We start from the raw sequence: 25,218 nt of genomic DNA on the forward strand, positions 1-25,218 counted from the left end.
CTGCGATGCGGTGACTATCTCCCGTGCTGTGAGGGCGGTCACCCTTCCGTTCATTTAGTTCACAATCGGCCAACGAGGCAGACTGACGACATGCGTCTTCCCGCCGTTCCGAGACCCCGCAGCCTGGCCGGCCAGCTGTTCGCCATGCAGGCCGTGCTGATAGCGGTGCTCGTGGCCGGATACGCGCTGTTCAGCTACGTCAGCGACCGCGGCCAGGCCGAGGAGGCCGCGGGCCGCCAGGCCATGGCCGTGGCGCAGTCCATCGCCGACGCCCCCTCCGTACGGGCGGCGATACGCACCCCCGACCCGACCGCCGAACTCCAGCCGTACGCCCTGCGCGTCCAGCGCGACACCGGCGTCGACTTCGTCACGATCATGAGCCCCGAGGCCATCCGCTGGACCCACCCCAACGAGCACGAGATCGGCCAGCCCTTCAAGGGCCACACCGCCCGCGCCCTCGCCGGCGAACCCTTCACCGAGCTGTACACCGGCACCCTCGGCCCGTCCGTCCGCGCGGTCGTGCCGATCTACGCCGGCCCCGGCGCCGACGACGACATCATCGGCCTGGTCAGCTCGGGCATCAGGGTCGAGGAGATCAGCAAGCGGGTGCAGGACCAGCTGACCGCGCTGATCGGTGTGGCGGCGGGCGCGCTGGCGCTGGGCGCGCTGGGCACGTACGTCATCAACGCCCGCCTGCGCCGCCACACGCACGGCATGAACGCGGCCGAGCTCAGCCGCATGCACGACTACCACCAGGCCGCGCTGCACGCCGTGCGCGAGGGCCTGCTGATGCTGGACTACCAGTACCGGGTGGCGCTGATCAACGACGGCGGCCGGGAGCTGCTGGGCGTGGACGGTGACGTGGTGGGCCGCTCGGTGGCGGACCTCGGCCTGCCGGCGCCGCTGACCGGGGCCCTGCTGGCGTCGGAGCCGAGGGTGGACGAGGTGCATCTGACGGCGGAACGGGTGCTGGTGGTGAACACGTCGCCGGTGACGGGTGGGGAGCGGCGGGGCACGGTCGTGACCCTGCGGGACGTCACCGAACTCCAGTCGCTGATGGGCGAGTTGGACTCGGAGCGGGGCTTCACGCAGGCGCTGCGGTCGCAGGCGCACGAGGCGGCGAACCGCCTGCACACGGTCGTCTCGCTGATCGAGCTGGGGCGGGCCGAGGAGGCGGTGGACTTCGCGACGGCCGAGCTGGAGCTGGCACAGGCGCTGACCGACCAGGTGGTGGCGGCGGTGAGCGAGCCGGTGCTGGCGGCACTGCTGCTGGGGAAGACGGCGCAGGCGAACGAGCGGGGCGTGGAGCTGGTGGTGTCGGAGGACAGCAGGTTGGATGACGGCCTGCTGCCGGCGTCGCTCCCGCCCCGGGACCTGGTGACGATCCTCGGGAACCTGATCGACAACGCGGTGGACGCGGCGCAGGGAAGTGTGGGAGCGCGGGTGACGGTGACGGCGTACACGGAGGACTCGGAGCTGGTGCTGCGGGTGGCCGACACCGGGGCGGGCGTGGATCCGGCGCACGGCGACGCGGTGTTCGAGCGCGGGTTCTCCACGAAGCCGGCTGGGCCCGGGGGGCGGGGGCTGGGGTTGGCGTTGGTGCGGCAGGCGGTGCATCGGCATGAGGGGGAGCTGTCGGTGGCGGAGAGTGTGGGGGGAGGGGCGGTGTTTGAGGTGCGGTTGCCGTTGGGGGATGTGGGGGCGGGTGGGGGCTTGGGCTCTCGGGGGGTGGTTTCTGGGGGTGCGGGCGCCGGGGGCGTGGACTCTGGGGGCGCGGATTCTGAGGGCACGGATTCTGGGGGCACGGATTCTGAGGGCACGGATTCTGAGGGCACGGATTCTGAGGGCACGGTTTCGCGGGGCGCGGTTTCCGGAGGTGACGCATGACCGCGCCGGCCGAGCAGCCGATCCGGGTCCTGGTCGTGGAGGACGATCCGGTCGCGGCGGACGCACATGTGATGTACGTGGGGCGGGTGCCGGGGTTCGTCACCGTGGGCAAGGCGCACACGGGGGCGGAGGCGCGGCGGCTGCTGGAGCGCACGGCGGTGGATCTGCTGTTGCTGGACCTGCACCTGCCCGATGTGCACGGGCTGCAGCTGGCTCGGTCGTTGCGGGCGGCCGGATATCAGGTGGACGTGATCGCGGTGACGTCGGCTCGGGATCTGACTGTGGTGCGGGAGGGGGTGTCGTTGGGGGTCGTGCAGTACGTACTGAAGCCGTTCACTTTCGCGACGCTTCGGGATCGGCTGGTGCGGTACGCCGAGTTTCATGCGGCGGTGGGGGAGGCCAGCGGGCAGGACGAGGTGGACCGGGCGTTGGGGGCGCTGCGGGCGCCGTCGCCCGTGGCGTTGCCCAAGGGTTTGAGTGGGCCGACGTTGGAGCGGGTGACGGGCACTGTGCGGGAGGCGGCGGAGGGGCTGACCGCGGCGGGGGTCGCTGAGGCCGTGGGGATTTCTCGGATTACGGCTCGGCGGTATCTGGAGCATCTGGTGGAGGCGGGGAGAGCCGAGCGGAAGCCGGTTTATGGGCAGGTGGGGAGGCCCGAGTTGGTCTATCGGTGGGTTCGGAGGACCGAGAAGGGGCGTTGAGGGCGGCGGCTCGGGCTACTTCGGCGGGGGCGTCGACCGCCTGAAACAGGTAGCGGGCACTGTGGGGCCTCAGCCCTTGGTGGGTCGAGGCCCCACAGCATCAGCCCTTGAGGACGGCAACCTGGCGAGCCCGCTCGTCGAGCTCGCGCACGGCTCGCGCCTTGCGGTAGGGGGCGATCCGCTTACGCATGGTCGCGAAGTGCTCGTCCCCCCGAGCCGTCGACAACATCATGTAATCGTCGAGGAACGCCCCCCACGTCGAGCACGCCTCCTCCAAGTGCCCGTACTCGAACTGCCGTTGGGCCAGGACGGCATGGGAGTGAACTCGGCCTTGCCGTTCTTGCCGGGGCTGGGCCTTCAACGACTCCTTCATGGCCGTAATGGAGCCGGGCAAGTCCCTCATCTCGTACAGCACATGAGCTACATGGAACTGGTACGCGGACCGGTCGTACCCACCGATCGACTCCCGCCGCGAGTCGGCCTTCGCAAGGGCGGTTTCGGCCTCCCGCAGCCGCGTGAACGCCGTGTGGCGGTCGCCCACCATCGAGGCCGCGTGCGCCTGCTGTCCGCGCAGGAAGGCCACGAGACGCGGGCCGGCCTTCGGCGCCGCCTCGGCTGCGGAGTCCGCGAGCTCCAACGACTTCTTGCCGAAGCCCAGGTTCGATGCCTGCAAGGACATGCCGCGCAGGGTCCGGCAGTACGTGACGTGGTCCTCAGCCTCGCCCGCGAGCTTGAGGGCCTTGACGTAGTACCTCTGGCCAAGGCCATGAGCCCGCTCGTACATGGCCATCCAGCCGGTCAGATAGGTCAGATCGGAGGCGGCCGAGAGCATGTCGTTGTGCACTCGGTCGGTTGCGGCAGCCTTCAGGTATCCGGTGACGGTGTTGACCAGGAAGGCAGCCGCCATGGGGCGGGCATGCCCTCCGCCGAGCTCGTCGAGGATGTCGGCGATCTTGTCCGTCATCCGCCGCACTGTGTCGACTTCCCCTGGACTGATACGACTCGTGGGTTTGGCGAGGCGCTCCTTCTCCTCCGACGGCGCGAGGTCGGGGAAGAGCGGTACCGCGAGAGCAGCGGAATAGAGACCGGCGGTCAGCACCCCACGGCGTGATGGATCCATATCGGCCTTTCCCAGTTCCAGGAGATCGTCGCGAGTGTGGCCGCTCTCAGAACCGCTCTTGGCCGATGGCGGTGCTAGGCCCGCTTCCGCGAAGGTGACCGGCCGGTTCAGCTTCCGCGCGAAAGCCTCGACGATCACGGGCCTGACCTTCTCGTTCGGCATCGTGCCGCCCAGCCAGTGCGAAACCGCGGATTGGTCGTACTTCAACGTCATCCCGGTCTGTTCGCCAAGCCTGTTGACGTGGTTCGCAAGTTGGGTTCGGGACCATCCCGCCTGTTCAATCAGGGCTTCCAGCCCGGTGTTGCGGGGTCGCTGCGACGTCTTCGCCATTTCAACTCCCGGCAGGTTTCATGGCTTTCACGGTCACGCCTCCCTCCAACGGTACCCGTACGACCACGCCCCGCAGTTAGCTCTTACACAGGCCGCGATCATTTGCGGCCATGGGAGGAGACGCGTGGTGACCACCGTGACGAGCGAAGACGACGCGCCGGACGTCGAAGCATCTGGCAGTGAGAACAGTCCGGTCGACCTGGAAACAATCAACGACTCGGTGGAGATCGCACTCGCCGTCGTCCTCGCGATGCCCGACCGCTCGCAGATCGACACCACCACACGGGCCCTGATCGGCCATCTCGAACTGCTTCTGAGTGAAGACCTCGGCTACGACGAGGACCCGGTGGTCCGTGAGATGTACCAGAGCGCGTACCGCCTGCTGGACCTCACCCGTCGGCCCGGAGCCGAGACCACCCACTTCGGCGCCTACGAGTACATGCGCGACCTCGCCCGCCTGACGAGACGCTTCGCCGGCGCTTACCGCGACCTGAACACAGAGGAGCACAACGATGGCTGACGAGGTCAAGCCACCTCTTCCGGTCCGCGCTCCACGGGCCATGCTGCCCGAGCCGGCGAGTCACGAAGGATGTCCGCGTCCCTCTGGGACTATCGCCCACCGAGGTCCCGCGACCGCCTGCGAGAGCGGACGAGGAATGAGCGAGCAGACGCGGCAACTCGCTTTCCTTGCAGACGAGCTCGCAGCTGCGGCAGCCTCCGAGGCGCGTGTTCCGGGCTGGCTCGTGACGGGTGCCAGGACGGTCTGGGGTCTGGACCTGAGCGGGCACGGCGCACGGGATGCCGTCCTGGTCCGGCCTCGCACAGCGCCGGCCTACGCCCGCGCCACGTGGGAGATCAACAAGGGCTGCAACTTCAACTGCGAGCACTTGGCCGGACAAGACGCGTCTTCTCGACATGCTCCGCGATGACGGCGTGCTCTGGCTTCAGATCACGGGTGGCGAGCCCACCATCGACCGTTCTTCCTGCGCAACAAGCGGCAGGAGTGGGAGGAGTACCGCTCCGAAGTCACCCCGTTCGAGCTGCGGAAGAACCTGCCGGTGCGGTAAGCGCGGGTCGCGGCGAGCGTCCCGCTGACACCAGGGACGGGGCCGACGGTAATCGGCCGTCGGCCTCGCGGCGTCCCACCGGCAGTGCCGGCGCCTGTGCACCGTGCACAGCAGGCGCACGAATGTGGTCACCGTGCACCGTGGTCCCGCGAGCACGGCCGCTCATAACGTCCTGCCTGACGGTCCGGCCGACGGCCGGAAGGTACTGCCAGAGAGGTCGTTCACTCATGTTCGCGTCCATCGGTCACAAACGGATCGCCACCCTGGCGGGCTCGTTCCTCGCACTCGTCGCAACATCCGTACTGGTGGCATCTCCCGCCGGTGCAGGCGAGTACGATGTCTTCGACGCAACGAACAGTCACAGCGCCTCGCTCGTCACGTTCACCTCGTACGGCGAGCACCTCTACGTGTTGGACGGGGCCCGGGACGACCACGGCGTGGCCGGGCAGTGGCGTTACTACAGCGGCGCCACCATCCACTCGTACTACAACGGCCGTGGCTACGGCTACCAGGACGACAACAACCTGGACCTGCCCGAAAACCTGTCGATCCAGATCCGGGCCTGCCTCCAGGACGGCTCCGGTGGGAAGCCGTGGGGATGCGGCTCCTGGGTGAATGCCCACACGTGATCCCGGCCGGGTGCCCGCGGCGCGGTCAGGAACTCCGGCTGAACGCGTCCGCCGGGAGTGCGGGGTCCGGGTGACCACCGGTCACGCTCAGGGCGTGAACGAGGTCGTGGATGCCCGATCCGGTGGTCAGCAGATCGCGGTTGAGCAGGCTTTCGGCGGCACGCAGGTGGGCCCGAACGGTGTTCCGGCTCAGGCCCAGGCGTGCCGCCGTTCGCCGGGCGTCGGTGTCGGCGTCGATCCATGCGCTCGCGGTGACGTGGAGGGTGGCGGGCCGGGCAGCGTGGAGGGGGTGCAGAAAGGTCTCCGCCCACGCGGTGGCGGGTGGGGTGCGCAGCAGCTCTTCGAGATTCGGCGCGCGGTGCGAGAAGCGCGCGGGAACGGACTGGAGGCCGCTGAGGGACAGGGCCAGGTCGACGGCGGCGCGGGTGCGGACAGCACCGAAGTCCACTCCCAGGGCCTCCTCCGCCCGGCGGCAGTGGGCCGCGACCGTGGTGCGGCTGAGGTGCAGCAGCCGGGCCACGGCGGATCGTGGGAAGGTCACAGCGAGACGGGTGACGTCGACGGTGATCGTCGGCAGGTCGTGCAGCGGGGCCAGGAAGGCGGCCGCCCAAGCCAGGGCCTCCGGGCGGGGCAGGAGGTGCACCAGCGAGGGCCGGCCACTGTAGGCGGCCAGCCGCCGGGGAGAGTTGCGGGCGACGGCCAGGGCGTGCAGAGCCTCACCGTACGCCGCGGCCGTCGAGGTGAGCGGGTGGGGCCTACTGATACCCAGCGCATACCCGGAGTTGTCCCGTACCAGCCGACGCAGCACTTCAGCCTGCTCCGGGCGGCCACCGGGCTCCGCGTCCTCGGCGATCGGACAGATCAGGTGTTCCTTGAACGCCGGGCAGTGCACCATCAGGCCCGACCCGTGGTAGCCCGAAGAGTCCAGATGAACCCTGGCCAGCCGGTCCCGGTCGGCGTCCGGGCAGCTCAGCAGGTAGACCCGCACCCGCTCCGCGCTCAGCAGCGACGGCACATCGCCGGTGGTCATCCGTCTGGCCAGGGTGAGATCCCCGGTCATCAGCGCGGTCAGCACGGCGAAGCGCAACTGCCGCGCCTTGTCCTCGTAACCGCGCAAGTGGCTGTCGGCCTTTGACGCCCGCCCTCGGAGCTCGAGGAGAGTGCCGACGTGCGACGCCAGCGCAGCCGACTCCCGCGACAGCGCCGACGCACCGACCGTCACCAGCACCGGGCGCGGTGCGCGCGGGCCGAACGCCTCGAGGTGCACTTCGCGCGCACCCACGCGGATCGTGGCCGCGGCCAGCCGCCCGTCCGTCAGACGCTCCAGCTGCTCCCTCAGCCCGCCCATGACCTCCGTGGGGAACCGGCCCGTCGCCGCCTGGACCACGGCCCCGCGGCCCACCCACGCGGCATCCGCGCCGATACGGCGCTCGAGCCACGCCAGTACCTCGCGTGGGAGCTCCGACCGCCGCATCAGCCGCAGCAGTTCGCCGAGACTTTCTGAGTTCTTCTGCATGGCGAAGAGGAGACGCGTGAGGAGACGCGAGAGTTGTACGACTTCACAGTCGCGGCCAGCCGCAAGGCGGAGGAGGGAGTCGGCGAGTGACGACAACGCGGCAGATGGGCGTGCCAAGGCCCCGCGTCCGCGACATGATCCGCCGGACAGCACACCTGATATGGAGTGGGCGTGTGTCAAGTGGGCGTGCAGGGCCCTGCCCGTGCACGAGTGGGCCGGGCCTGGGCAGCGGTGTGAAGCCGGTGGGAGACAGCGCTTCGAAACGTGTCTGCGCGACGCGCGGTCAGCCTGATATCCGCGGGTTGACTACCGCATGACCGGTTGTGCGTCGGGAGCGTTCCGCGGATATAGATGATCAATTCCAAAGGGTGTCTGCGGAGACGAGAACGAGCCGACGGCTTCCGTATCGATGCGGCCGCCGGCACCGCGACCTGCCCGGCCGGGCACACCGCCAGCCTCGGCCAGGTCAAAGCGGACGGCGCCCGCACCACCCAGTTCAAGCATCTGTGCGCCGACTGCCCGCTGTGAGAGCGCTGCACCACCTCCACGACCGGACGCACCCTCAATGTCCACCCCAGCGCACGCACTACTGTCCGCCGCCCGGGCCCAGGCCGCCACCGATCCTGTCTGGCAGGAGGAGTACCGCCGATGGCGGCCACCGGTCGAACGCGCCATCGCCTGGCTGGTCGCCAAGGGCAACCGCCGGATCCCTTACCGCGGCGTGATCGCCAACAACATCTGGCTCCACCACCGTGCCGCCGCCCTCAACCTCCGCCGACTGATCAACCTCGGGCTCACCCGAACCAGCAATACCTGGCGCCTCATCCCCGCCAACGCATAGGCAAGAGGGGCCACCCTGCCTGCAACCGGACACAACCCCGCAAGATTTTCAGCAGTCTTCTGGCCACCCCCTGTCGCCGAACCCGCCCCCACCCAATATCCACCGCACATGGATTGACCTGACAAGACCACCGCTCTTACCTTCACACGGCAGCCATCCCGGCCACAAAGAAGTGAGCCCGCAGGAGGTCATGCCCGTGCGCCCCACCGCCTTACTCCCCACCTCCGTACGCCCCAAGCCCCTCCTCACCACCCTCGCCACCCTCACAACCACCCTCGCCGCCACCACCCTCACAGCCTGCGGCAGCGGATCCGGCAGCGACCCGGACACCGTGAAGGTCTCCTTCAAGCAGTCCACGGACAACTCGATCCACGTCATGGACGACTTCCTCGCGGACATCAGGAAGCAGTTCGAGAAGGCGAACCCCGGCAAGAAGGTCGAGTTCGTGCCGATCAAGGCCCCGGACTCGGAGTACTACACCAAGCTCCAGCAGATGCTCCGCTCCCCCAAGACCGCCCCCGATCTGGTCTACGAGGACACGTTCCTCATCAACTCGGACATCACCAGCGGATACTTGAAGCCCCTCGACCCGTACCTCGCCAAGTGGCCGGACTGGGGACAGTTCATCGACACCGCGAAGGCCGCCGCCACGGCGGAGGACGGCAAGACCTACGGCGTCCCGGACGGCACCGACACCCGGGGCCTCTGGTTCAGCAAGGACGTCTTCGCCAAGGCCGGCCTGCCCGCCGACTGGCAGCCGAAGACCTGGGACGAGGTCCTCGACGCCGCCCGCACCGTCAAACAGAAGGTCCCGGACGTCATCCCCCTCAACGTCTACACGGGCAAGCCGGTCGGCGAGGCCGCCACCATGCAGACCTTCGAGATGCTGCTCTACGGCACGAACGACAGCTCCACGGACCCCCTGTACGACAAGACCGCCAAGAAGTGGGTCGCCGGCGGCCAGGGCTTCAAGGACGCCCTCTCCTTCGTCGAGACCGTCTACAAGGAGAAGCTCGGGCCGGACGTCGCCGACGCCCTCGACCCCAACGTCATGACCCGGGTCCGCGGCGAGTGGCTCCCGCAGGGCAAGCTCGGCATCGCCCTCGACGGCTCCTGGCTCCCGCAGGACTGGCTGCCCGGCAGCGGCCACGAGTGGCCCGAGTGGTCGGACGAACTCGGCCTCGCCGCCATGCCCACCCAGAACGGCCAGGCCCCCGGCAAGGTCAGCATGTCCGGCGGCTGGACCTGGTCCATCCCGGACAAGGCCGCCAACCCCGACCTCGCCTTCGACTTCATCAAGACCATGCAGACGAAGGCCAACGCCCAGAAGTGGTACATCGCCAACTCGGGCATCGCCGTACGGAACGACGTCGCCGAGGACCCGGCCTACGCCGACGCTCAGCCCGGCACCAAGTTCTTCACGGACCTCGTCACGAGCACCCACTACCGGCCCGCCTACCCGGCGTACCCGAAGGTCTCGACCGCCATCCAGGAGGCGATGGAGGGCGTGACGACGGGCGACATGTCGGTGGCGGAGGCGGCGAGCGCGTACGACGACAACCTCAAGCAGGCCACCGACCATCAGGTGATCGACAAGTGATCGGCGGCGACCACGGATGACCGCCGCGTCGCACCACGCGCCGGTCAAGGGCCCCTCAGGTCCGCCAACTTCAGGCACCACCGCCGGGCCTCACCTCCGCCGCTCCCTCACTCGCGCCCTCCCCGTCTCCCCCGCCCTGATCCTCCTGCTCCTCTTCCTCGCCGGCCCCATCGGCTACTGCGCCTACATCGCCTTCACCGACCTCCAGCTCACCGGACAGGCCGAGTCGTCCTTCGTCGGCTTCGAGAACTTCCGCACCGCCTTCCAGGACGAGGCGTTCCTCAACGCCGTATGGCTGACGCTGGTGTTCACCGTCCTGTCCTCCCTCATCGGGCAGAACACCCTCGGTCTCGCCCTCGCCTCACTGATGCAGCGCGCGTCGAAGCCGGTGCGCACGCTCACCGGCGCCATCGTGATCACGGCGTGGGTGCTGCCGGAGGTGGTCGCCGGTTTTCTCCTCTACGCCTTCTTCCGCCGCGAGGGCACCCTGAACGCCATCCTGGACTGGCTCCAACTCCCCTCCCAGAACTGGCTGTTCACCCTCCCGATCCTCGCGGTGTCCTTCGCGAACGTATGGCGGGGCACCGCCTTCTCGATGCTCGTCTACTCCGCCGCCCTCAACGAGATCCCCAAGGAGATCACCGAGGCGGCCCAGGTCGACGGCGCGAGCGGCCGGCGCCGGATGTGGCACATCACGCTGCCGATGATCCGCCGCTCGATCGGCACGAACCTCATGCTCAACACCCTTCAGACACTGTCCGTCTTCGGGCTGATCTGGGTGATGACGAGGGGCGGACCGGGCGGCAAGAGCCAGACGCTGCCCCTCTTCATGTACGAGCAGGCCTTCCAGAACAGCCTGATCGGCTACGGCACGGCGGTGGCCCTTCTGCTGCTCCTGGTCGGGGCCCTCTTCTCCCTGGTCTACATGCGCCTGCTGCGGACGGAGGTCTGACTGCCATGACCCCCAGGACTCGCATGACCCGCACACTCGCCTCCCGCCGCAGCAGCCGTCGGCTCGCCGCCGACGCCGGCCTGTTGGCGGTCGCCGCCGCCTTCTGCCTCCCGCTCGCCTGGGTGCTCCTGTCCTCCGTCGACTCGCACGCCGACCTGCGGGTGAAGGCGCCCGACGGCCTCACCCTCGACAACTTCGACGCGATCCTCACCGACGACATCACCTTCACCCCCCTCCTCAACAGCCTCATCCTGTGCGGCGGCGCGACCCTGCTGACCGTGGTGTGCGCGGCACTCGCGGCGTACCCGCTCTCCCGCTTCCGGTCCCGGCTGAACCGCCCGTTCCTGCTGACGATCCTGTTCGCGACCAGCCTGCCGATCACCGCGATCATGGTTCCGGTGTACGCGCTGTTCGTACAGGTCGACCTGATCGACACCATGCAGGGCACGATCTTCTTCTTCGCCGCCTCCCAGCTCCCGTTCGCCATCTGGCTGATGAAAAATTTCATGGACGGCGTTCCGAAGGAACTGGAGGAGGCGGCCTGGACGGACGGCGCGTCCTCGCTCCAGTCGCTGATCAGGATCGTGCTCCCCCTCATGGGGCCCGGAGTCGCCGTGGTGACGGTCTTCTCCTTCGTGATGATGTGGGGGAACTTCTTCGTCCCGTTCATGCTGCTGCTCACGCCGGACCAGATGCCGGCGTCGGTCAGCATCAACGAGTTCTTCGGCAACCGGGGCATGGTGGCGTACGGACAACTCGCCGCGTTCTCGATCGTCTACTCGACCCCGGTGATCCTGCTGTACGTGCTGATCTCCCGGCGGTTGGGCGGAGGCTTCGCGCTGGGCGGGGCGGTCAAGGGGTGAGCCCGACTCGGGCAGCACCCCAGTACCGCCTACTCGGGCAGCACCCCGTGCCGCCTACTCCGGCAGCACCCCCGCCCGGAACGCCTCCACTCCCACCACCCGCCGCACCCGCACCGGCTCGATCAGCAGCATCACCCGGCGCTCCCCGGGCAGCAGCCACGGATACCGTTCCTCCCCGATGTACTTCTGCGTCAGCCGGTCCATGGCCCGCGCCGCCGCCTCCCCCTCCACGAAGCGCGCGACCCGGCCCCGGATCTCGGCGCGGTCGTAGGGGTTCTCGGCGTCGTGGTGCGACAGCGAAACGTTGGGATTGAGCCGCAGGTTGTCGATCTTCACGCGGCCGATTGACGTGTTGACCATGACGTACTCGTCTTCGATGTCCGCCCACATGGGCGAAACCTGCGGCATCCCGTCCGGGCCCACGGTCGCGAGGTGCCAGAAGTTCGGCGCCAGCAGACGCTCGCGAATATGCCCCTCAAGCTTGACGTTCACAAAGTCACCCGTCTTCCGGGCCGCCCGCCCGGGCGGCTTCGCGCCATCCTCGCCACCGTGCACGCCCGGTTGACAGTCGATCTTCAGCCACCCCACTCCCAGGCCGAATCCGTACGTTCCCACAATCCGTGATCCTGGCCGAACAGACCGTAGTCATCGCACCCCGGCGGCCCTACGTTGAGCCCCGTGCGCCGACCCCCCACTCAGCCGAACCAGCCCACCCCGCCGACCCCACCACCGCCGCCGTTCGATGCCCCCGCCGCCCGCAGACTCCGCACCGCCCTCAACATGGGCCCCGAGCACGTCGCCTACGGCCTGCGCTCCTCGTTCGGACTCCCCTACGTCACCCCGGACCTCGTCATCGCCTGGGAACACCGCCTCGCCTCCCCCAGCAGCACCGAACTCACCGCCCTCGCAGGCGTGTTGTGGTGCTCCGCCGGTGAACTCATCGGTAAGCCAAGGACGTTGCGGGAACACCGCATCGCCCGCGGCCTGGCCCAAGAGGACGTCGCCCGTACCGTCGGGCACGAACTCCTGGCGTACGTCCGCATGGAGGAGCACGACGAGTGGCGCGGCACCGACCGCCAGTCCGCCGCCCTCGCCGACCTTCTCGACCTGACCCTGCCCGACTTCGTCACCGTCACGGGCCGCGACGCCAAGCTCGCCGACCTGCTGCGCAGTGCGGTGACGACGCGCTGGCAGGCGTATGTACGCCCGGTCGGCAAGCTGGTGCCCCTGGACCGGCGCCTCCTGGAGGCCACCGTCCAGGAGCTGCACCGGGACTACCAGGGGCAGATGGTCGCCACCCTCAGCTGGGGGGACAGTGCCGGCTCCAGCGCGTCCGGGCGGGAGTTCCTGGACCGGATCGTGGACCGCTTCTGGACGACCGTCGAGAGAAGCACGTACTAGACAAGTACGTGCTGGAAGACCGACGTACTAGAAGACCGACTCCGCCTCGTCCATCCGGTCCTTCGGGACCGTCTTCAGCTCGGTCACCGCCTCCGCCAGCGGCACCATCGCGATGTCGTTGCCCCGCAGCGCGGTCATCCGGCCGAAGCCACCCCGGTGCGCGGCCTCCACCGCGTGCCAGCCGAAGCGGGTGGCGAGGACCCTGTCGTACGCGGTCGGTACGCCGCCGCGCTGGACGTGGCCGAGGATGACCGGCTTGGCCTCCTTGCCGAGCCGCCGTTCCAGCTCGAAGGCGAGGGCCGTGCCGATGCCGAGGAAGCGCTCGTGGCCGTACTGGTCGATCTCGCCCTTGCCGTAGTCCATGCCGCCCTCGACGGGGTGGGCGCCCTCGGCGACGCAGATGACGGCGAACTTCTTGCTGCGGGCGAAGCGCTCCTCGACCATCTTCGCGAGGTCGGCGGGGTCGAAGGGGCGCTCGGGGAGGCAGATGCCGTGGGCGCCGGCGGCCATGCCGGACTCCAGGGCGATCCAGCCCGCGTGCCGGCCCATGACCTCGACGACCATCACCCGCTGGTGGGACTCGGCGGTCGTCTTGAGGCGGTCCATCGCCTCCGTGGCGACGCCGACCGCCGTGTCGAAGCCGAAGGTCCGGTCGGTCGACGAGATGTCGTTGTCGATCGTCTTCGGGACGCCGACCACCGGCAGGCCCGCGTCGCTCAGCATCCGCGCCGCCGTCAGGGTGCCCTCGCCGCCGATCGGGATCAGCGCGTCGATGCCGAAGTCGCTGACGATGTCGGCCGCGTTGTCGCAGGCCTCGCGCAGCCGGTCGCGTTCCAGGCGGGAGGAGCCGAGTATGGTGCCGCCGCGGGCCAGGATGCCGCTCACTGCGTTCAGGTCGAGGCTGCGGTAGTGGCCGTCCAGCAGGCCCGCGTACCCGTCCTCGAAGCCGATCACCTCGTCGCCGTAATGGTCGACCGCGCGGTGCACGACCGACCGGATCACTGCGTTCAGGCCGGGGCAGTCGCCGCCTGCGGTGAGGACTCCGATGCGCATCGTGCTGTGTCTCCTGCTCGCTGTTGATACCGGTGAGCCAGTCCGATTGTTTCACGTCCCCCAGGACGCCGTCGCTTGCGTACGATCCGCCCGATATGCACTTTTCGAAGGCTGATATCGACGGGCGTCTTATCCATCCGCAGAGGTATTGTCAAGAAGGTTTTGCTCACCCCGGTGGGTGATTTTTGTACACGGCGACCCCCCCACAGACGCCCCTGAGAAACGAAACGGAGAGCACACGTGACGCGCAGCGTGTACGTGACCGGTATCGACCGCGGCGACGGCCGCCAGGTCGTCGAGCTGGGGGTCATGGAGCTCCTGACCCGGCAGGTCGACCGGGTGGGCGTCTTCCGCCCCCTCGTCCACGAGGGCCCCGACCGTCTGTTCGAGCTGCTGCGCGCCCGCTACCGGCTGGCGCAGGACCCGACGACGGTCTACGGCATGGACTACCAGGAGGCGTCCGTGCTCCAGGCCGAGCAGGGCGTCGACGAGCTGGTGTCGACACTGGTCGACCGGTTCCATCTCGTCGCACGGGACTACGACGTCGTCCTCGTCCTCGGCACCGACTACGCGGACACCCAGTTCCCGGACGAGCTCTCCCTCAACGCCCGGCTCGCCAACGAGTTCGGCGCCTCGGTCATCCCGGTCGTCGGCGGCCGTAAGCAGACCGCCGAGTCCGTGCTCGCCGAGACCCGCAACGCCTACCGCGCCTACGACGGCCTGGGCTGCGACGTGCTCGCCATGGTCACCAACCGGGTCGCCCGCGCCGACCGGAACGAGATCGCCCAGCGGCTCGAGTCCCGGCTGCCGGTGCCCTGTTACGTCCTGCCGGACGAGCCCGCGCTGTCCGCGCCGACCGTCTCGCAGATCACCCACGCGCTCGGCGCCAAGGTGCTGCTCGGCGACGACTCGGGACTCGCCCGTGACGCGCTGGACTTCGTGTTCGGCGGGGCGATGCTGCCGAACTTCCTCAACGCCCTGACCCCGGGCTGCATGGTCGTCACCCCCGGCGACCGCGCCGACCTGGTCGTCGGCGCCCTCGCCGCGCACAGCGCCGGCACCCCGCCGATCGCCGGTGTGCTGCTCACCCTGAACGAGCAGCCCGGCGACGACGTCCTCACCCTCGCCGCGCGCCTCGCCCCCGGCACCCCGGTGCTCTCGGTGCCCGGCCTGAGCTTCCCGACCGCCGAGCAGCTCTTCTCCATGGAGGGCAAGCTGAACGCGGCCACCCCGCGCAAGGCGGAGACCGCGCTCGGCCTGTTCGAGCGGTACGCCGACACCGGCGACCTGCTGAAGCGGGTGTCCGCCCCGAGCAGCGACCGCCTCACGCCGATGATGTTCGAGCACAAGCTCCTCGAGCAGGCCCGCTCCGACCTGCGCCGGGTCGTCCTGCCCGAGGGCACCGAGGCGCGCGTCCTGCACGCCGCCGAGGTGCTGCTGCGCCGAGGGGTCTGCGACCTCACCCTGCTCGGCCCGGTCGACCAGATCCGCAAGAAGGCCGCCGACCTCGGTATCGACCTGGGCGACTCCCAGCTGATCGACCCGGCCACCAGCGAGCTGCGCGACGCGTTCGCCGAGAAGTACGCCCAGTTCCGCGCCCACAAGGGCGTGACGGTGGAGCTGGCGTACGACGTGGTCTCCGACGCGAACTACTTCGGCACGCTGATGGTGCAGGAGGGCCTCGCGGACGGCATGGTCTCCGGGTCCGTGCACTCGACGGCGGCGACCATCCGGCCGGCCTTCGAGATCATCAAGACCAAGGCGGACGCCGACATCGTCTCGTCCGTGTTCTTCATGTGCCTCGCCGACAAGGTCCTCGTCTACGGCGACTGCGCCGTGAACCCCGACCCGAACGCCGAGCAGCTCGCGGACATCGCCATCCAGTCCGCCGCCACCGCCGAGCAGTTCGGGGTCGAGCCGCGGATCGCGATGCTGTCGTACTCCACCGGTACGTCCGGCACGGGCGCCGACGTCGACAAGGTGCGCGAGGCGACCGAGCTGGTACGGCAGCGCAGGCCCGATCTGAAGATCGAGGGGCCGATCCAGTACGACGCCGCCGTCGAGCCGTCCGTCGCCGCGACCAAGCTGCCGGGCTCCGAAGTCGCCGGGCAGGCCAGCGTGTTGATCTTCCCCGACCTCAACACCGGCAACAACACGTACAAGGCCGTGCAGCGTTCGGCCGGCGCCATCGCCGTCGGCCCGGTCCTGCAGGGTCTGCGCAAGCCGGTCAACGACCTGTCCCGGGGCGCGCTCGTCCAGGACATCGTGAACACCGTCGCCATCACGGCGATCCAGGCCCAGTCCTCCAGTGAGAAGGCAACCGCCCAGTGAGCTCGTCCCGCGTCCTCGTCCTCAACTCCGGCTCCTCGTCGGTGAAGTACCAGCTGCTCGACATGAGCGACAGCAGCCGGCTGGCCGTGGGGCTCGTCGAGCGCATCGGCGAGGAGACCTCGCGGCTCAGGCACACGCCGCTCGCCACCGGCGCCTCCCGTGAGTGGACCGGCCCGATCGCCGACCACGAGGCCGCGCTGAAGGCCGTAGCGGAGGAACTGGCCAAGGACGGCCTGGGGCTCGACTCGCCCGAGCTGGCCGCCATCGGCCACCGGGTCGTGCACGGCGGCAAGCACTTCACCGAGCCGACCGTCATCGACGACGCGGTGCTCGCCGAGATCGAGCGGCTGATCCCGGTGGCTCCGCTGCACAACCCGGCCAACCTCACCGGCATCCGCACCGCCCGGCACCTGCGCCCCGACCTCCCGCAGGTCGCCGTCTTCGACACCGCGTTCCACACGACGATGCCGGAGTCCGCCGCCCGCTACGCCATCGACACCGAGACCGCCGACGCCCACCGCATCCGGCGCTACGGCTTCCACGGGACCTCGCACGCCTACGTCTCCCGGGCCGCCGCCGAGCTGCTGGGCAGGGCGCCGGAGGAGGTGAACGTCATCGTGCTGCACCTGGGCAACGGGGCGTCCGCGTCCGCCGTACGGGGCGGGAAGTGCGTGGACACCTCCATGGGGCTGACGCCTTTGGAGGGGCTCGTGATGGGTACGCGCTCCGGAGACCTGGATCCCGCCGTCATCTTCCATTTGGCGCGGGTTGGCGGAATGTCCATCGACGAGATCGACACTCTCCTCAACAAGAAGAGCGGACTGATCGGCCTGTGCGGTGACAACGACATGCGGGAGATCCGCCGCCGGATCGACGATGGCGACGAGCGGGCGCAATTGGCCTTCGACATCTACATTCACCGGCTGAAGAAGTACATCGGCGCCTATTACGCGGTGCTCGGCCGGGTGGACGCGGTCGTCTTCACCGCCGGGGTCGGCGAGAACGCGGCGCCGGTGCGGGAGGCGGCCGTCGCGGGGCTGGAGGGGCTGGGTCTGGCGGTGGACGGCGCGCTGAACGCCGCACGGAGCGACGAGCCCCGGCTGGTCTCTCCGGAGTACGCACGGGTGAAGGTCGCCGTCGTACCGACCGATGAGGAACTGGAAATCGCCACGCAGACATATGCACTGGTCGGGCGGCATTGATATGCGGTTCCGCCGCGTGGGCAACTGAGCACCTCCCCGCCCATTTGTATCTTCCGCCAGACGGAATATTCCGTAGCGAAACAAACCGATAGGATCGCCCCCATGCGCCGTTCGAAAATCGTCTGTACTCTCGGCCCCGCGGTCGACTCCCATGAACAGCTCGTGTCGCTGATCGAGGCCGGCATGAACGTGGCCCGCTTCAACTTCAGCCACGGCACGCACGCCGAGCACCAGGGCCGCTACGACCGGGTCCGGGCCGCCGCCAAGGAGACCGGCCGCGCCATCGGTGTCCTCGCCGACCTGCAGGGCCCGAAGATCCGCCTGGAGACCTTCGCCGAGGGCCCCGTCGAGCTGGAGCGCGGTGACGAGTTCGTCATCACCACCGAGGACGTCCCCGGTGACAAGCACATCTGCGGGACCACCTACAAGGGCCTGCCCGGCGACGTGGACCGCGGCGACCAGATCCTGATCAACGACGGCAACGTCGAGCTGAAGGTCCTGGACGTCGAGGGCTCCCGGGTCAGGACGATCGTCATCGAAGGCGGTGTCGTCTCCGACCACAAGGGCATCAACCTCCCCGGCGCGGCCGTGAACGTGCCGGCGCTGTCCGAGAAGGACGTCGAGGACCTGCGGTTCGCGCTGCGCATGGGCTGCGACCTGGTCGCGCTGTCCTTCGTGCGGGACGCGGGCGACGTGCAGGACGTGCACAAGGTCATGGACGAGGTCGGCCGCCGCGTCCCGGTCATCGCCAAGGTGGAGAAGCCGCAGGCGGTGGCGAACATGGAGGACGTCGTGATGGCGTTCGACGGCGTCATGGTCGCCCGTGGCGACCTGGCCGTCGAGTACCCGCTCGAGAAGGTGCCGATGGTGCAGAAGCGGCTCATCGAGCTGTGCCGTCGCAACGCCAAGCCGGTGATCGTGGCGACCCAGATGATGGAGTCGATGATCACCAACTCCCGTCCGACCCGCGCCGAGGCCTCCGACGTGGCCAACGCGATCCTGGACGGCGCCGACGCGGTCATGCTGTCCGCCGAGTCGAGCGTGGGCGCGTACCCGATCGAGACCGTCAAGACGATGTCGAAGATCGTCCAGGCGGCCGAGGAGGAGCTGCTCTCCAAGGGCCTGCAGCCGTTGGTGCCGGGCAAGAAGCCGCGCACACAGGGCGGTTCGGTCGCCCGTGCCGCCTGCGAGATCGCCGACTTCCTCGGCGGCAGGGGCCTGGTCGCCTTCACCAAGTCCGGTGACACCGCCCGCCGGCTGTGCCGCTACCGCGCCGTCCAGCCGATCATCGCGTTCACCACGGACGAGGGCACCCGCAACCAGCTGGCGCTCAGCTGGGGCGTCGAGTCGCACGTCGTGCCGTTCGTGAACAGCACCGACGAGATGGTCGACCTGGTCGACCAGGAGATCATGAAGCTCAACCGCTTCAACGCGGGCGACACCCTCATCATCACCGCCGGTTCGCCTCCCGGCGTCCCCGGCACCACCAACATGGTCCGCGTCCACCACCTCGGTGGCGGCGAGCGGGACTGACGGGCTTTTCAAGGGCCTTGTACGCCACTGAGGGCGCCCTCTGGGTCAGGGGGCGCCCTCAGTTTTCACTGTCAGCCGACTGAGCCCGACACCACCGGGAAGTCCGGTGGCCAGGGCTTGGAGGCGTCGTACAGGGCCTCCCGGTCGCCCATCAGCTCGTACTCGGCCTCGCGCCAGCTCGGTCTGCCGCCGATGACGAAGCTGTCGCCGTCGGGCTCCAGCATCCAGGTGTACTCGGCGTCGCTCGGGTCGAGCTTGTGCCGCTCCTGCAGGATGGCGAACTCTTCGGGAGAGGCCCGCCGGATGTGAACGCCCTCGCGGTAATACGGCTTGAGGAGCATGAGCTCCACGTGGCCGATGTAGATCTCGATGCGCGTCGTCGTCCGCTGCTCCGGCAACGCATCACTGGCCAGGTACAGCTGCCGGTGCGAGGGGTTGAAGCCAACGACCCGGAACAGCCGTCCCTCGCGGATGAAATCTGCCATCTGAATATTCTCGCCTCTACTCCGGCACCGGCTCGCCGTTGGGATACTTGAAGCGCTCCGGGAAGACCCTCTCGACCTCGCCCTTGGCATTCGTCCTGTACCACTTGATCGAGGACCAGCTCCGGTTCTCCAGCCTCACCGCTGTGCGCAGCTGGACCATCTCCCACGCGGTGCCGTAACCGCTGCTGGTTACGGTCTGCCAGTCGCCTGCCTTGATCGTCTCTCCCCGCTTCAGGAGCATCTCCAGCGCCTCGTCCGCGGTCTTGGCGCCCTGCACTCCGTCCAGCGACACCGAGAGTTCCACGTTCGGGTTCTTCACGGTCCGTTCCACTCCGACTGTCCATACCGGCCGCACACCCATGCCCATCCCCTCGGGAAGTTCGTCGGCGAACGCCCGGCCATTGAACGTACGCCCACCGAGACTCCGGGCGAGATCGTCGCTTCCGGGGTTGACCCCGAGGATGATGTGATCCCCGTCCTTCACCAGGTCCTTGAGGATCGCGTCGAGACAGTCGTTGTGCACGAGGACCGGCTTCGACCCCGCGTACACGTAGTACGTGTTGGTCTTCTCGACCTCGAAGTTGAAAACCTTGACAGTCCCCTTGACGACCGATGTGCCGAGAACCCGCTCGGTGCCGCCGTCCTGGGTCTGGAAGGTGTCTCCGGCACGGAGTTCGCGTGCCTCGACCCAGCCCTGTTCCACCACCCAGAAGCGGTGCGTGTCCGTTGCCTCGACCGAACCGTCGGCAGTCCTGACCCGGATCAGCCCGTCGACCGTGCGGTGGAAGAGCTTGAGGACCGGTTGCAGTGACTTCTTGCCCGTCGCCTGGTCCAGGGACCAAACCCGGTCTCCGACCTCGATGTCCTCGATGCGTTTCGGGCCGTCGGCGGTGGCGACCTTCGTGCCGGCCGGGAAGCACTTCGACATCAGCGCCTTGGCCCCCAGCTGCTCCAGCCGGGCAACGGCCGACGCGACCAGACCGGACCCGCGCAGACCCCAGATCGCCGTGGTCAGCCGGGCACCGTCCTTCATCGCCAGGCGGACGGCGAAGGCGGCCTCGGCGGCCTTCATCAGCAGCCCCGGCAGGATGATGCTGCCGGCCAGCCACAGGCAGCTGCTGATCTTGCGGTTCCAGCAGCCGACGATGTCGGCGACGGCACCCGTGGCCACGGCCTTCAGGACCGAGGCGGTGAGCTGCAGGCCGTCGATGTGGACGTTGTTCTCCCGGAAGGTGACGTCCAGCGGCGAGCTCATCAGGTAGTCGCGCTGAATGGCGCTGCCGCACTTGGAGCGCTGCACACCGGGCAGCGGGCAGGACTCGATGTAGAAGTCCATCTCGCCGTAGATGTGAAACTCCAAGTCGATCTCACAGCCGATGTCGCTGCCGCTGCCCGTGCCCACGCAGTCGCTCTTGGGGTTGATGTCGACCCGCGTGTCGCCGCTGGGCTTCATCACGACCCCGTCGACTCCCGTGCCGCCACCGTCAGGGGTGCGCTGTTGCTCCTGCTGCTCCTCGAAGTCCGTCTCTTGGGTGCGGATGGCGGCCTGGGCGGCCTCCACGGCGAGGTTGCGGGCGTTGGCCGCGGCGGCCTCGGCCGTGGTCGCGTCCTTCTCTGCCTTGTCGGCGACGCTGCGCGCGGTGGACGCGTCGGCCTCGGCGGCGTCGGCGGCGCGGCGGGCGCTCGCCGCGTCCCGCTCGGCGTCGTCGGCGGCGGAGTCCGCCTGCGTGGCGTACCCGTCGGCCGAGGTGGCCGCCTTCTGGGCCGCCTCGGCGTCCTTGACGGCCTGCTCGTGGTACGCGACGGTGTTGGCTTCCGCCGTCTTCGCCGCCTTGGCGGAGGCGGCCGCCGCGTCGGACGAGGCCTGGGCCTCGGTGGCGGACTTGGCGGCGCTCGCCGCGTACTCGGCGGCGTTGGCGGCGGCTTCGGCTGCCGCCTTCGCGTCGGCGTCCGCCTTGGCCGCCAGCGCCTTGGCCGCGGCCGCGGCCTTCGCCGCCTGGGCCGCCTTCGCGTTGGCCACGGCGACCTGCTGCTGGGCGGCCGTCTTGGACGCCTGTCCGGTCAGCACGGCGAGGCCCGCCGAGGAGTCGGTCTCCGCGTACGGGGAACCGAGTTCGATGGCGTCGTTGGCCGGTTTGACGACCCGGGCAGCCGAGTCACGCGTCGCTGCCGCGGCCTGCGCGGTGGCGTAGGCGTGGCCTGCGGTGCGGATCGCGTCGGCACCGGCGAGGGTGGCCTCGGAGCGCGCCACAACAGCGTCGCCCTTCGCCTTGGCCGCCGCCTTCTGCGCGGTCTCCGCCTCCGCCTTCGCGGCGATCGCGTTCCACTTGGCCGCCTGCGAGGCGGCGATGGCGTCCGCGGCGGCCGCGTGGGCCTTCTTCACTGCCGCACCGGTGATGGCGACGTCCTTCTTGGCCGCGTCCGCCGCGGCCTGGGCGCGCTTGGCCGCGCCCTCGGCCCGGGTCGCCGCCGCGCGGGCGTTGGTCGCCGCCTCGGTGGCCTCGTTGGCCGCCTTGCGCGCTTCCGTGGCCGCCGTCGTGGCGTCGTCGGCCGCAGCACGTGCCTTGGTGGCCGCCTGCCGGGCCTCGATGGCATCCGCAGTGCCGTCCACCGCGGCGAGCAGCGCCTCGGCGGCTTCCGCCCTCGCCACCAGGCTGTCCCGGCGCTCCTCGGCGGCCAGTGCTCCGTCCCGGGCCTTCTTGGCCCGGCGCTCGGCGGCCAGCGCGCCGTCCTTCTTCTCGGTCGCGGTCCTGCCCGCGGACTGTGCGTCGGAGAGCTTGTCCGCCGCGATGGTGCGCTGGGACTGGGCCCGTGACTCCGCGTCGTGGGCCTTCTTGCGCTCCGCTTCCGCCAGTTCCTTCTGCGACTTGGCGTAGTCGCGCTCGGCCTCGGCCTTCTGGCGCTTGGCCTTGGCGTCCGCCGCTGCGTCCTTCGCGGTCTTCTCGGCCGCCTTGGCCTTGTTCTCGGCGGCCTTGGCCTCGGACGCGTGCTTCGCGGCCTCCGTGGCCTGCTTGGCGGCACCCTCCGCTGCGGCCTTCGCCTGGGCCTCGGCCTCCTGGGCCGCCTTGCGACGGAACTCGGCCTTCGCCGCGTGCGCCTGCGTGTTGGCCAGGGAGTTCAGCGTCTTGCTGTCGGCGGCCGAGGCGCGGGTGGCGTTGTACGCGGTCTCGACGGTCTTCGCCGCCGCCTGCGTCGCCGCCGCGGACGCCTTGGTGACCTGCGCGGCCTGCTGGCCGTACAACAGGCCCCGGCCGCGCGGCAGACCCGCCCCGTCGGCAATGGCGTACGCCTCGGTCTGGGCCTTGGTGACCTGCGCCGCCTGAGTCTTGGCGGACAACGCGGCACGGGAGGCCACGAAGAGGCGGCCCGAGGCTCGGCCCTGGGCGTTCGCGATCCACTTCTTGACCTTGGTGAACTCGGCCTTGGTCGGGTAGAAGGTGGGGTGATCTGCCGGTTTCTGCTTGGTCCAGTACGCCTGCCAGTCGGTGAGCCGACTCGCGATCAGCGACTGCGCGAGGGCCTCGCCGAGCGCTTGGGAGGCCGTTGCCAGATCGGCGTTGGCCCGCTTCTCGGCGCGGATGATGGTGTCCCGCTGGGTCTTCTGGCCGGCGAGTTCCTTCTGCCATTCGGTGGCAGCCACGGCCAGCTCGGTGTCCAGCACGCCGTGCGGGTCGGGCGGGTTGGTGTACGCGCAGGACGCGAACCGCGTCTTGAGGTTCTCGACGTCGATCCGGAACTCCATCGAGTCCGGGTCGGGCGCGGCGGTCGGGAACCCGCCGTACTGGAGGAAGAGGCGCGCGTCGTCGGCGTACATGCCATGCATGAACTGCATGGACTCCCAGGCCTGACGGTCCTCGTAGTCCGCGTGGTCGTTCTCGTCGTAACGAGCCTTGTAGACGGCCGTGGCGGCGTCGACCGACTCCTTGCTCGCCAGGGGGTGGGGGTCTGTGTAGAGGTCTCCCTCGTTCTTCCAGAACTGGGCGGCGACCCAGCTGCTCAGATTGATGGTGCGGAAGGGATTAGCGTCGTCTTTCACCCACTCGAAGCCGGTGACCGTGTAGCCCGGTGGTGTGGTCTGGGACGGAATCGCGAGGGACTGCTCCCATACCTTTCGGCGGCCGGCCAGCTCATCCAGCTTGGCGTCGGCCGTCGCCCGGTCGTTCTCGAACGCCGCGGATAGCGGCGTGTCGGTCCAGTAGTCCGGATTGGCAGCCGTGTGCAGCTGCTCCTCCGTGCCGATGAGTCCAGCCCGGGCGACCTCCTTGGACGCCGGTCCGCCCTTGCGCAGAGCGCTGTTGAGAAGACACTGCTCCTCGCGGATCCGAGCGGCGCCCGCGAGGTCGAAGGGCGTCGTGGTGGTGGGTACGTCGGCAACGGTCGCGGTCTGCTGCTGGGCGGGACTGGGGAGTTGACCGCCGGTCACGGCGATCGCGGTGGCGAGGGCCGTGGTGGTCAGGAGCCGGGACCAGCCGCCCCGGGTCCGGAAGATGGTCCGGCGTCTGCGCGCGGCCGGACGTGCGTGTGTACGCATGGGGATGTGTCAGCCGTTCTGCTGAGAAGACAAGGGAAGCGGAGGCGCGACGCTCAGAAGAGCAGGTTGTACGCCGTCCAGCCGCTGGTGCCGATCTGGGTGCGGGCGGCAAAGGGGGCCGAGGACTTCCCGGTGCCCTTGAACAGCCACAGCGCGCCCGCGCTGTTCACGCCGATCAGGTCGGGCTTGCCGTCGCCGTCGTTGTCACCCGACGAGACGAGGGCGGTGTAGTCCTTCCACGCCGAGCCCGTGGGTGCCGGCACCGTGACACGGGTGTCGGCCAGCACGGCCTTGGCGGTGGCGTTGCCGGTGCCCGGGTAGATGTAGAGCGTCCCGGCTGTGGAGCGGGCGACGACGTCGGCCTTGCCGTCGCCGGTGTAGTCACCGCGGCCGGCGATCTCGTCCATGCCGTTCCAGCCGGAGGAGCGGACGGGGACCCTGGTGGCGAGGGTGCCGTCGGCCTTGCCCTGGTACAGCCAGAGCGCGCCGTCCTTGCCTCGGGCAAGCAGGTCGGGGTGGGCGCTGCCGCCCATGTTGCCCACCGAGACGAGCAGGTTGTACTGGCCCCAGCCGGTGCCAAGGACCTTGGTGTCGGCGCCGCGCTCGGCGGTGTAGTAGAGCGTGCCGTCGATGACGACGTACAGGTCGGTGCCGGTCTGGCTGCGGGAGATGTTGGCCTGGGCGAGGGCGGTCGCGTCGGCGTAGCCGCCGCCCAGACCGAACTTGGCGGCGAACCCGCCGGTGCCCTTGGGTTCGTAGTCGAAGAGGCGGCCGTTCTTGTCCCGGGCGAGGAGCGGGAAGAGGCCGGTGCCGTTGGCGGCTGCCTGCTGGAGCAGCGGTGCCTGGTCGGTGTGGGCCGCCTGTGTGGAGTCGGGTGCGGTGGGCGAGGTCGGTGCGTTCTTCGCCGTCGTCACCGCCAGTACGGCGGTCACGGCGAGTGCGGCCGCGACCGCCGCCGCCCGGCGCAGCGGGCGGCTGACAGAAGTGAACATGGAGTGCGAGGTCCCCCTCACTGTGGTCGGCGGGGGAATCGCACACGCGCATGCCGATGGCTCGCGCCCTGGTCATGGGTCCCCGGTGCCGCCCCCGCGCCGCGGCTGGTCATGCTCACGGCAATGGAACCCTATGAGAACTGTGTGAAGGATGTAAAGGATTCATGGTCACTCCATGCAGAGC

The 25,218-nt window shown here is 69.3% G+C and carries 20 protein-coding genes; 13 read left to right on the forward strand and 7 right to left on the reverse strand.

Annotated features, from left to right (window positions below; all coding sequences use genetic code 11):
• The first annotated feature begins 90 nt into the window (after positions 1-90).
• Together AQJ91_RS34385 and AQJ91_RS34390 are read left to right on the forward strand one after the other, a co-directional pair.
• Positions 91-1,887, forward strand: coding sequence for a sensor histidine kinase (locus AQJ91_RS34385; protein WP_079085428.1), 1,797 nt, complete (start codon positions 91-93; stop codon positions 1,885-1,887).
• Positions 1,884-2,588, forward strand: coding sequence for a response regulator (locus tag AQJ91_RS34390; protein WP_067029451.1), 705 nt, complete (start codon positions 1,884-1,886; stop codon positions 2,586-2,588). Before AQJ91_RS34385 ends, AQJ91_RS34390 begins: the two co-directional genes overlap by 4 nt.
• Before the next feature lie 100 nt (positions 2,589-2,688).
• Here AQJ91_RS34390 and AQJ91_RS34395 read toward each other — a convergent pair whose 3' ends face one another.
• A complete protein-coding gene (locus AQJ91_RS34395) occupies positions 2,689-4,038 on the reverse strand; it encodes an NsdA family TPR-like regulatory protein (RefSeq protein WP_067029453.1) in 1,350 nt (449 codons plus the stop codon).
• A 127-nt stretch (positions 4,039-4,165) separates the two neighbouring features.
• Here AQJ91_RS34395 and AQJ91_RS34400 point away from each other — a divergent pair, with 127 nt between their 5' ends.
• Both AQJ91_RS34400 and AQJ91_RS34405 read left to right on the forward strand, forming a co-directional pair.
• Positions 4,166-4,558 carry a DUF6415 family natural product biosynthesis protein gene (locus AQJ91_RS34400; protein WP_067029455.1) on the forward strand — a complete coding sequence of 131 codons (393 nt, stop codon included), beginning with the start codon at positions 4,166-4,168 and terminating at the stop codon, positions 4,556-4,558.
• A 774-nt stretch (positions 4,559-5,332) separates the two neighbouring features.
• Positions 5,333-5,734, forward strand: a complete 402-nt coding sequence (locus AQJ91_RS34405; protein ID WP_067029457.1) for a hypothetical protein — start codon at positions 5,333-5,335, stop codon at positions 5,732-5,734.
• 25 nt (positions 5,735-5,759) lie between these two features.
• Here the strand turns inward: AQJ91_RS34405 and AQJ91_RS34410 are convergent, their stop codons facing one another.
• Entirely contained in the window at positions 5,760-7,250 is a 1,491-nt protein-coding gene (locus tag AQJ91_RS34410) for a helix-turn-helix domain-containing protein (RefSeq protein ID WP_067029647.1), read from the reverse strand.
• 351 nt (positions 7,251-7,601) lie between these two features.
• On the opposite strand from AQJ91_RS34410, the gene AQJ91_RS53945 reads away from it, so the two are divergent.
• The 5 genes from AQJ91_RS53945 (at position 7,602) to AQJ91_RS34430 (ending at position 11,506) form a co-directional block, all read left to right on the forward strand.
• Positions 7,602-7,778, forward strand: a complete 177-nt coding sequence (locus AQJ91_RS53945; protein WP_159054714.1) for a hypothetical protein — start codon at positions 7,602-7,604, stop codon at positions 7,776-7,778.
• Between the two features lie 37 nt (positions 7,779-7,815).
• Entirely contained in the window at positions 7,816-8,091 is a 276-nt protein-coding gene (locus tag AQJ91_RS52660; RefSeq protein ID WP_067029459.1) for a transposase, read from the forward strand.
• A 190-nt stretch (positions 8,092-8,281) separates the two neighbouring features.
• Positions 8,282-9,691: an extracellular solute-binding protein gene (locus AQJ91_RS34420; protein ID WP_067029461.1), complete on the forward strand. Its 1,410-nt coding sequence runs from the start codon at positions 8,282-8,284 to the stop codon at positions 9,689-9,691.
• 16 nt (positions 9,692-9,707) lie between these two features.
• Entirely contained in the window at positions 9,708-10,643 is a 936-nt protein-coding gene (locus AQJ91_RS34425; protein ID WP_067029463.1) for a carbohydrate ABC transporter permease, read from the forward strand.
• Positions 10,644-10,666: 23 nt separating this feature from the next.
• Positions 10,667-11,506 (forward strand): carbohydrate ABC transporter permease, encoded by an 840-nt coding sequence (locus tag AQJ91_RS34430; protein WP_067029465.1) that lies wholly within the window; start codon positions 10,667-10,669, stop codon positions 11,504-11,506.
• A gap of 54 nt (positions 11,507-11,560) precedes the next feature.
• On the opposite strand, the gene AQJ91_RS34435 is transcribed toward AQJ91_RS34430, so the two are convergent.
• A complete protein-coding gene (locus AQJ91_RS34435) occupies positions 11,561-11,998 on the reverse strand; it encodes a PPOX class F420-dependent oxidoreductase (RefSeq protein ID WP_067029650.1) in 438 nt (145 codons plus the stop codon).
• A 186-nt stretch (positions 11,999-12,184) separates the two neighbouring features.
• On the opposite strand from AQJ91_RS34435, the gene AQJ91_RS34440 reads away from it, so the two are divergent.
• Positions 12,185-12,907 (forward strand): transcriptional regulator, encoded by a 723-nt coding sequence (locus AQJ91_RS34440; RefSeq protein ID WP_107122612.1) that lies wholly within the window; start codon positions 12,185-12,187, stop codon positions 12,905-12,907.
• Positions 12,908-12,934: 27 nt separating this feature from the next.
• Here AQJ91_RS34440 and AQJ91_RS34445 read toward each other — a convergent pair whose 3' ends face one another.
• The gene (locus AQJ91_RS34445; RefSeq protein WP_067029470.1) at positions 12,935-13,960 is read right to left on the reverse strand and encodes an ATP-dependent 6-phosphofructokinase; all 1,026 of its coding nucleotides are present in this window, start codon (positions 13,958-13,960) and stop codon (positions 12,935-12,937) included.
• A 240-nt stretch (positions 13,961-14,200) separates the two neighbouring features.
• Between AQJ91_RS34445 and pta the strand changes: the two genes are divergently transcribed.
• From pta to pyk, 3 genes are all read left to right on the forward strand, one after another.
• The gene (pta, locus tag AQJ91_RS34450; RefSeq protein ID WP_067029472.1) at positions 14,201-16,291 is read left to right on the forward strand and encodes a phosphate acetyltransferase; all 2,091 of its coding nucleotides are present in this window, start codon (positions 14,201-14,203) and stop codon (positions 16,289-16,291) included.
• Positions 16,288-17,493, forward strand: coding sequence for an acetate kinase (locus AQJ91_RS34455; RefSeq protein WP_067029474.1), 1,206 nt, complete (start codon positions 16,288-16,290; stop codon positions 17,491-17,493). The genes pta and AQJ91_RS34455 overlap by 4 nt, the downstream gene beginning before the upstream one ends.
• Before the next feature lie 102 nt (positions 17,494-17,595).
• Positions 17,596-19,026, forward strand: coding sequence for a pyruvate kinase (gene pyk / locus AQJ91_RS34460; RefSeq protein WP_067029476.1), 1,431 nt, complete (start codon positions 17,596-17,598; stop codon positions 19,024-19,026).
• 71 nt (positions 19,027-19,097) lie between these two features.
• Here the strand turns inward: pyk and AQJ91_RS34465 are convergent, their stop codons facing one another.
• Genes AQJ91_RS34465 through AQJ91_RS34475 form a run of 3 tightly spaced genes read right to left on the reverse strand, consistent with a single transcriptional unit; the run spans position 19,098 to position 25,034 of the window.
• Positions 19,098-19,511: a hypothetical protein gene (locus AQJ91_RS34465; protein WP_067029478.1), complete on the reverse strand. Its 414-nt coding sequence runs from the start codon at positions 19,509-19,511 to the stop codon at positions 19,098-19,100.
• A 16-nt stretch (positions 19,512-19,527) separates the two neighbouring features.
• Positions 19,528-24,042 (reverse strand): polymorphic toxin type 27 domain-containing protein, encoded by a 4,515-nt coding sequence (locus AQJ91_RS34470; protein WP_067029480.1) that lies wholly within the window; start codon positions 24,040-24,042, stop codon positions 19,528-19,530.
• Between the two features lie 53 nt (positions 24,043-24,095).
• The gene (locus AQJ91_RS34475) at positions 24,096-25,034 is read right to left on the reverse strand and encodes an FG-GAP repeat domain-containing protein (RefSeq protein ID WP_067029482.1); all 939 of its coding nucleotides are present in this window, start codon (positions 25,032-25,034) and stop codon (positions 24,096-24,098) included.
• Between the last annotated feature and the right edge of the window lie 184 nt (positions 25,035-25,218).

Origin of the sequence: Streptomyces dysideae, assembly GCF_001514305.1 — a bacterium.
GTDB classification, from domain to species: Bacteria; Actinomycetota; Actinomycetes; order Streptomycetales; family Streptomycetaceae; genus Streptomyces; species Streptomyces dysideae.

Excerpts from the sequence above, each read along its gene's own strand:
- AQJ91_RS34410 (WP_067029647.1), bottom strand. The coding sequence starts at position 7,250 with ATGCAGAAGAACTCAGAAAGTCTCGGCGAACTGCTGCGGCTGATGCGG.
- AQJ91_RS34430 (WP_067029465.1), top strand. The coding sequence starts at position 10,667 with ATGACCCGCACACTCGCCTCCCGCCGCAGCAGCCGTCGGCTCGCCGCC.
- AQJ91_RS52660 (WP_067029459.1), top strand. The coding sequence starts at position 7,816 with ATGTCCACCCCAGCGCACGCACTACTGTCCGCCGCCCGGGCCCAGGCC.
- pyk (WP_067029476.1), top strand. The coding sequence starts at position 17,596 with ATGCGCCGTTCGAAAATCGTCTGTACTCTCGGCCCCGCGGTCGACTCC.
- AQJ91_RS34470 (WP_067029480.1), bottom strand. The coding sequence starts at position 24,042 with ATGCGTACACACGCACGTCCGGCCGCGCGCAGACGCCGGACCATCTTC.
- AQJ91_RS53945 (WP_159054714.1), top strand. The coding sequence starts at position 7,602 with ATGATCAATTCCAAAGGGTGTCTGCGGAGACGAGAACGAGCCGACGGC.
- AQJ91_RS34385 (WP_079085428.1), top strand. The coding sequence starts at position 91 with ATGCGTCTTCCCGCCGTTCCGAGACCCCGCAGCCTGGCCGGCCAGCTG.
- AQJ91_RS34475 (WP_067029482.1), bottom strand. The coding sequence starts at position 25,034 with ATGTTCACTTCTGTCAGCCGCCCGCTGCGCCGGGCGGCGGCGGTCGCG.
- AQJ91_RS34390 (WP_067029451.1), top strand. The coding sequence starts at position 1,884 with ATGACCGCGCCGGCCGAGCAGCCGATCCGGGTCCTGGTCGTGGAGGAC.
- AQJ91_RS34395 (WP_067029453.1), bottom strand. The coding sequence starts at position 4,038 with ATGGCGAAGACGTCGCAGCGACCCCGCAACACCGGGCTGGAAGCCCTG.
- AQJ91_RS34425 (WP_067029463.1), top strand. The coding sequence starts at position 9,708 with ATGACCGCCGCGTCGCACCACGCGCCGGTCAAGGGCCCCTCAGGTCCG.
- AQJ91_RS34405 (WP_067029457.1), top strand. The coding sequence starts at position 5,333 with ATGTTCGCGTCCATCGGTCACAAACGGATCGCCACCCTGGCGGGCTCG.
- AQJ91_RS34465 (WP_067029478.1), bottom strand. The coding sequence starts at position 19,511 with ATGGCAGATTTCATCCGCGAGGGACGGCTGTTCCGGGTCGTTGGCTTC.
- AQJ91_RS34445 (WP_067029470.1), bottom strand. The coding sequence starts at position 13,960 with ATGCGCATCGGAGTCCTCACCGCAGGCGGCGACTGCCCCGGCCTGAAC.
- AQJ91_RS34420 (WP_067029461.1), top strand. The coding sequence starts at position 8,282 with ATGCCCGTGCGCCCCACCGCCTTACTCCCCACCTCCGTACGCCCCAAG.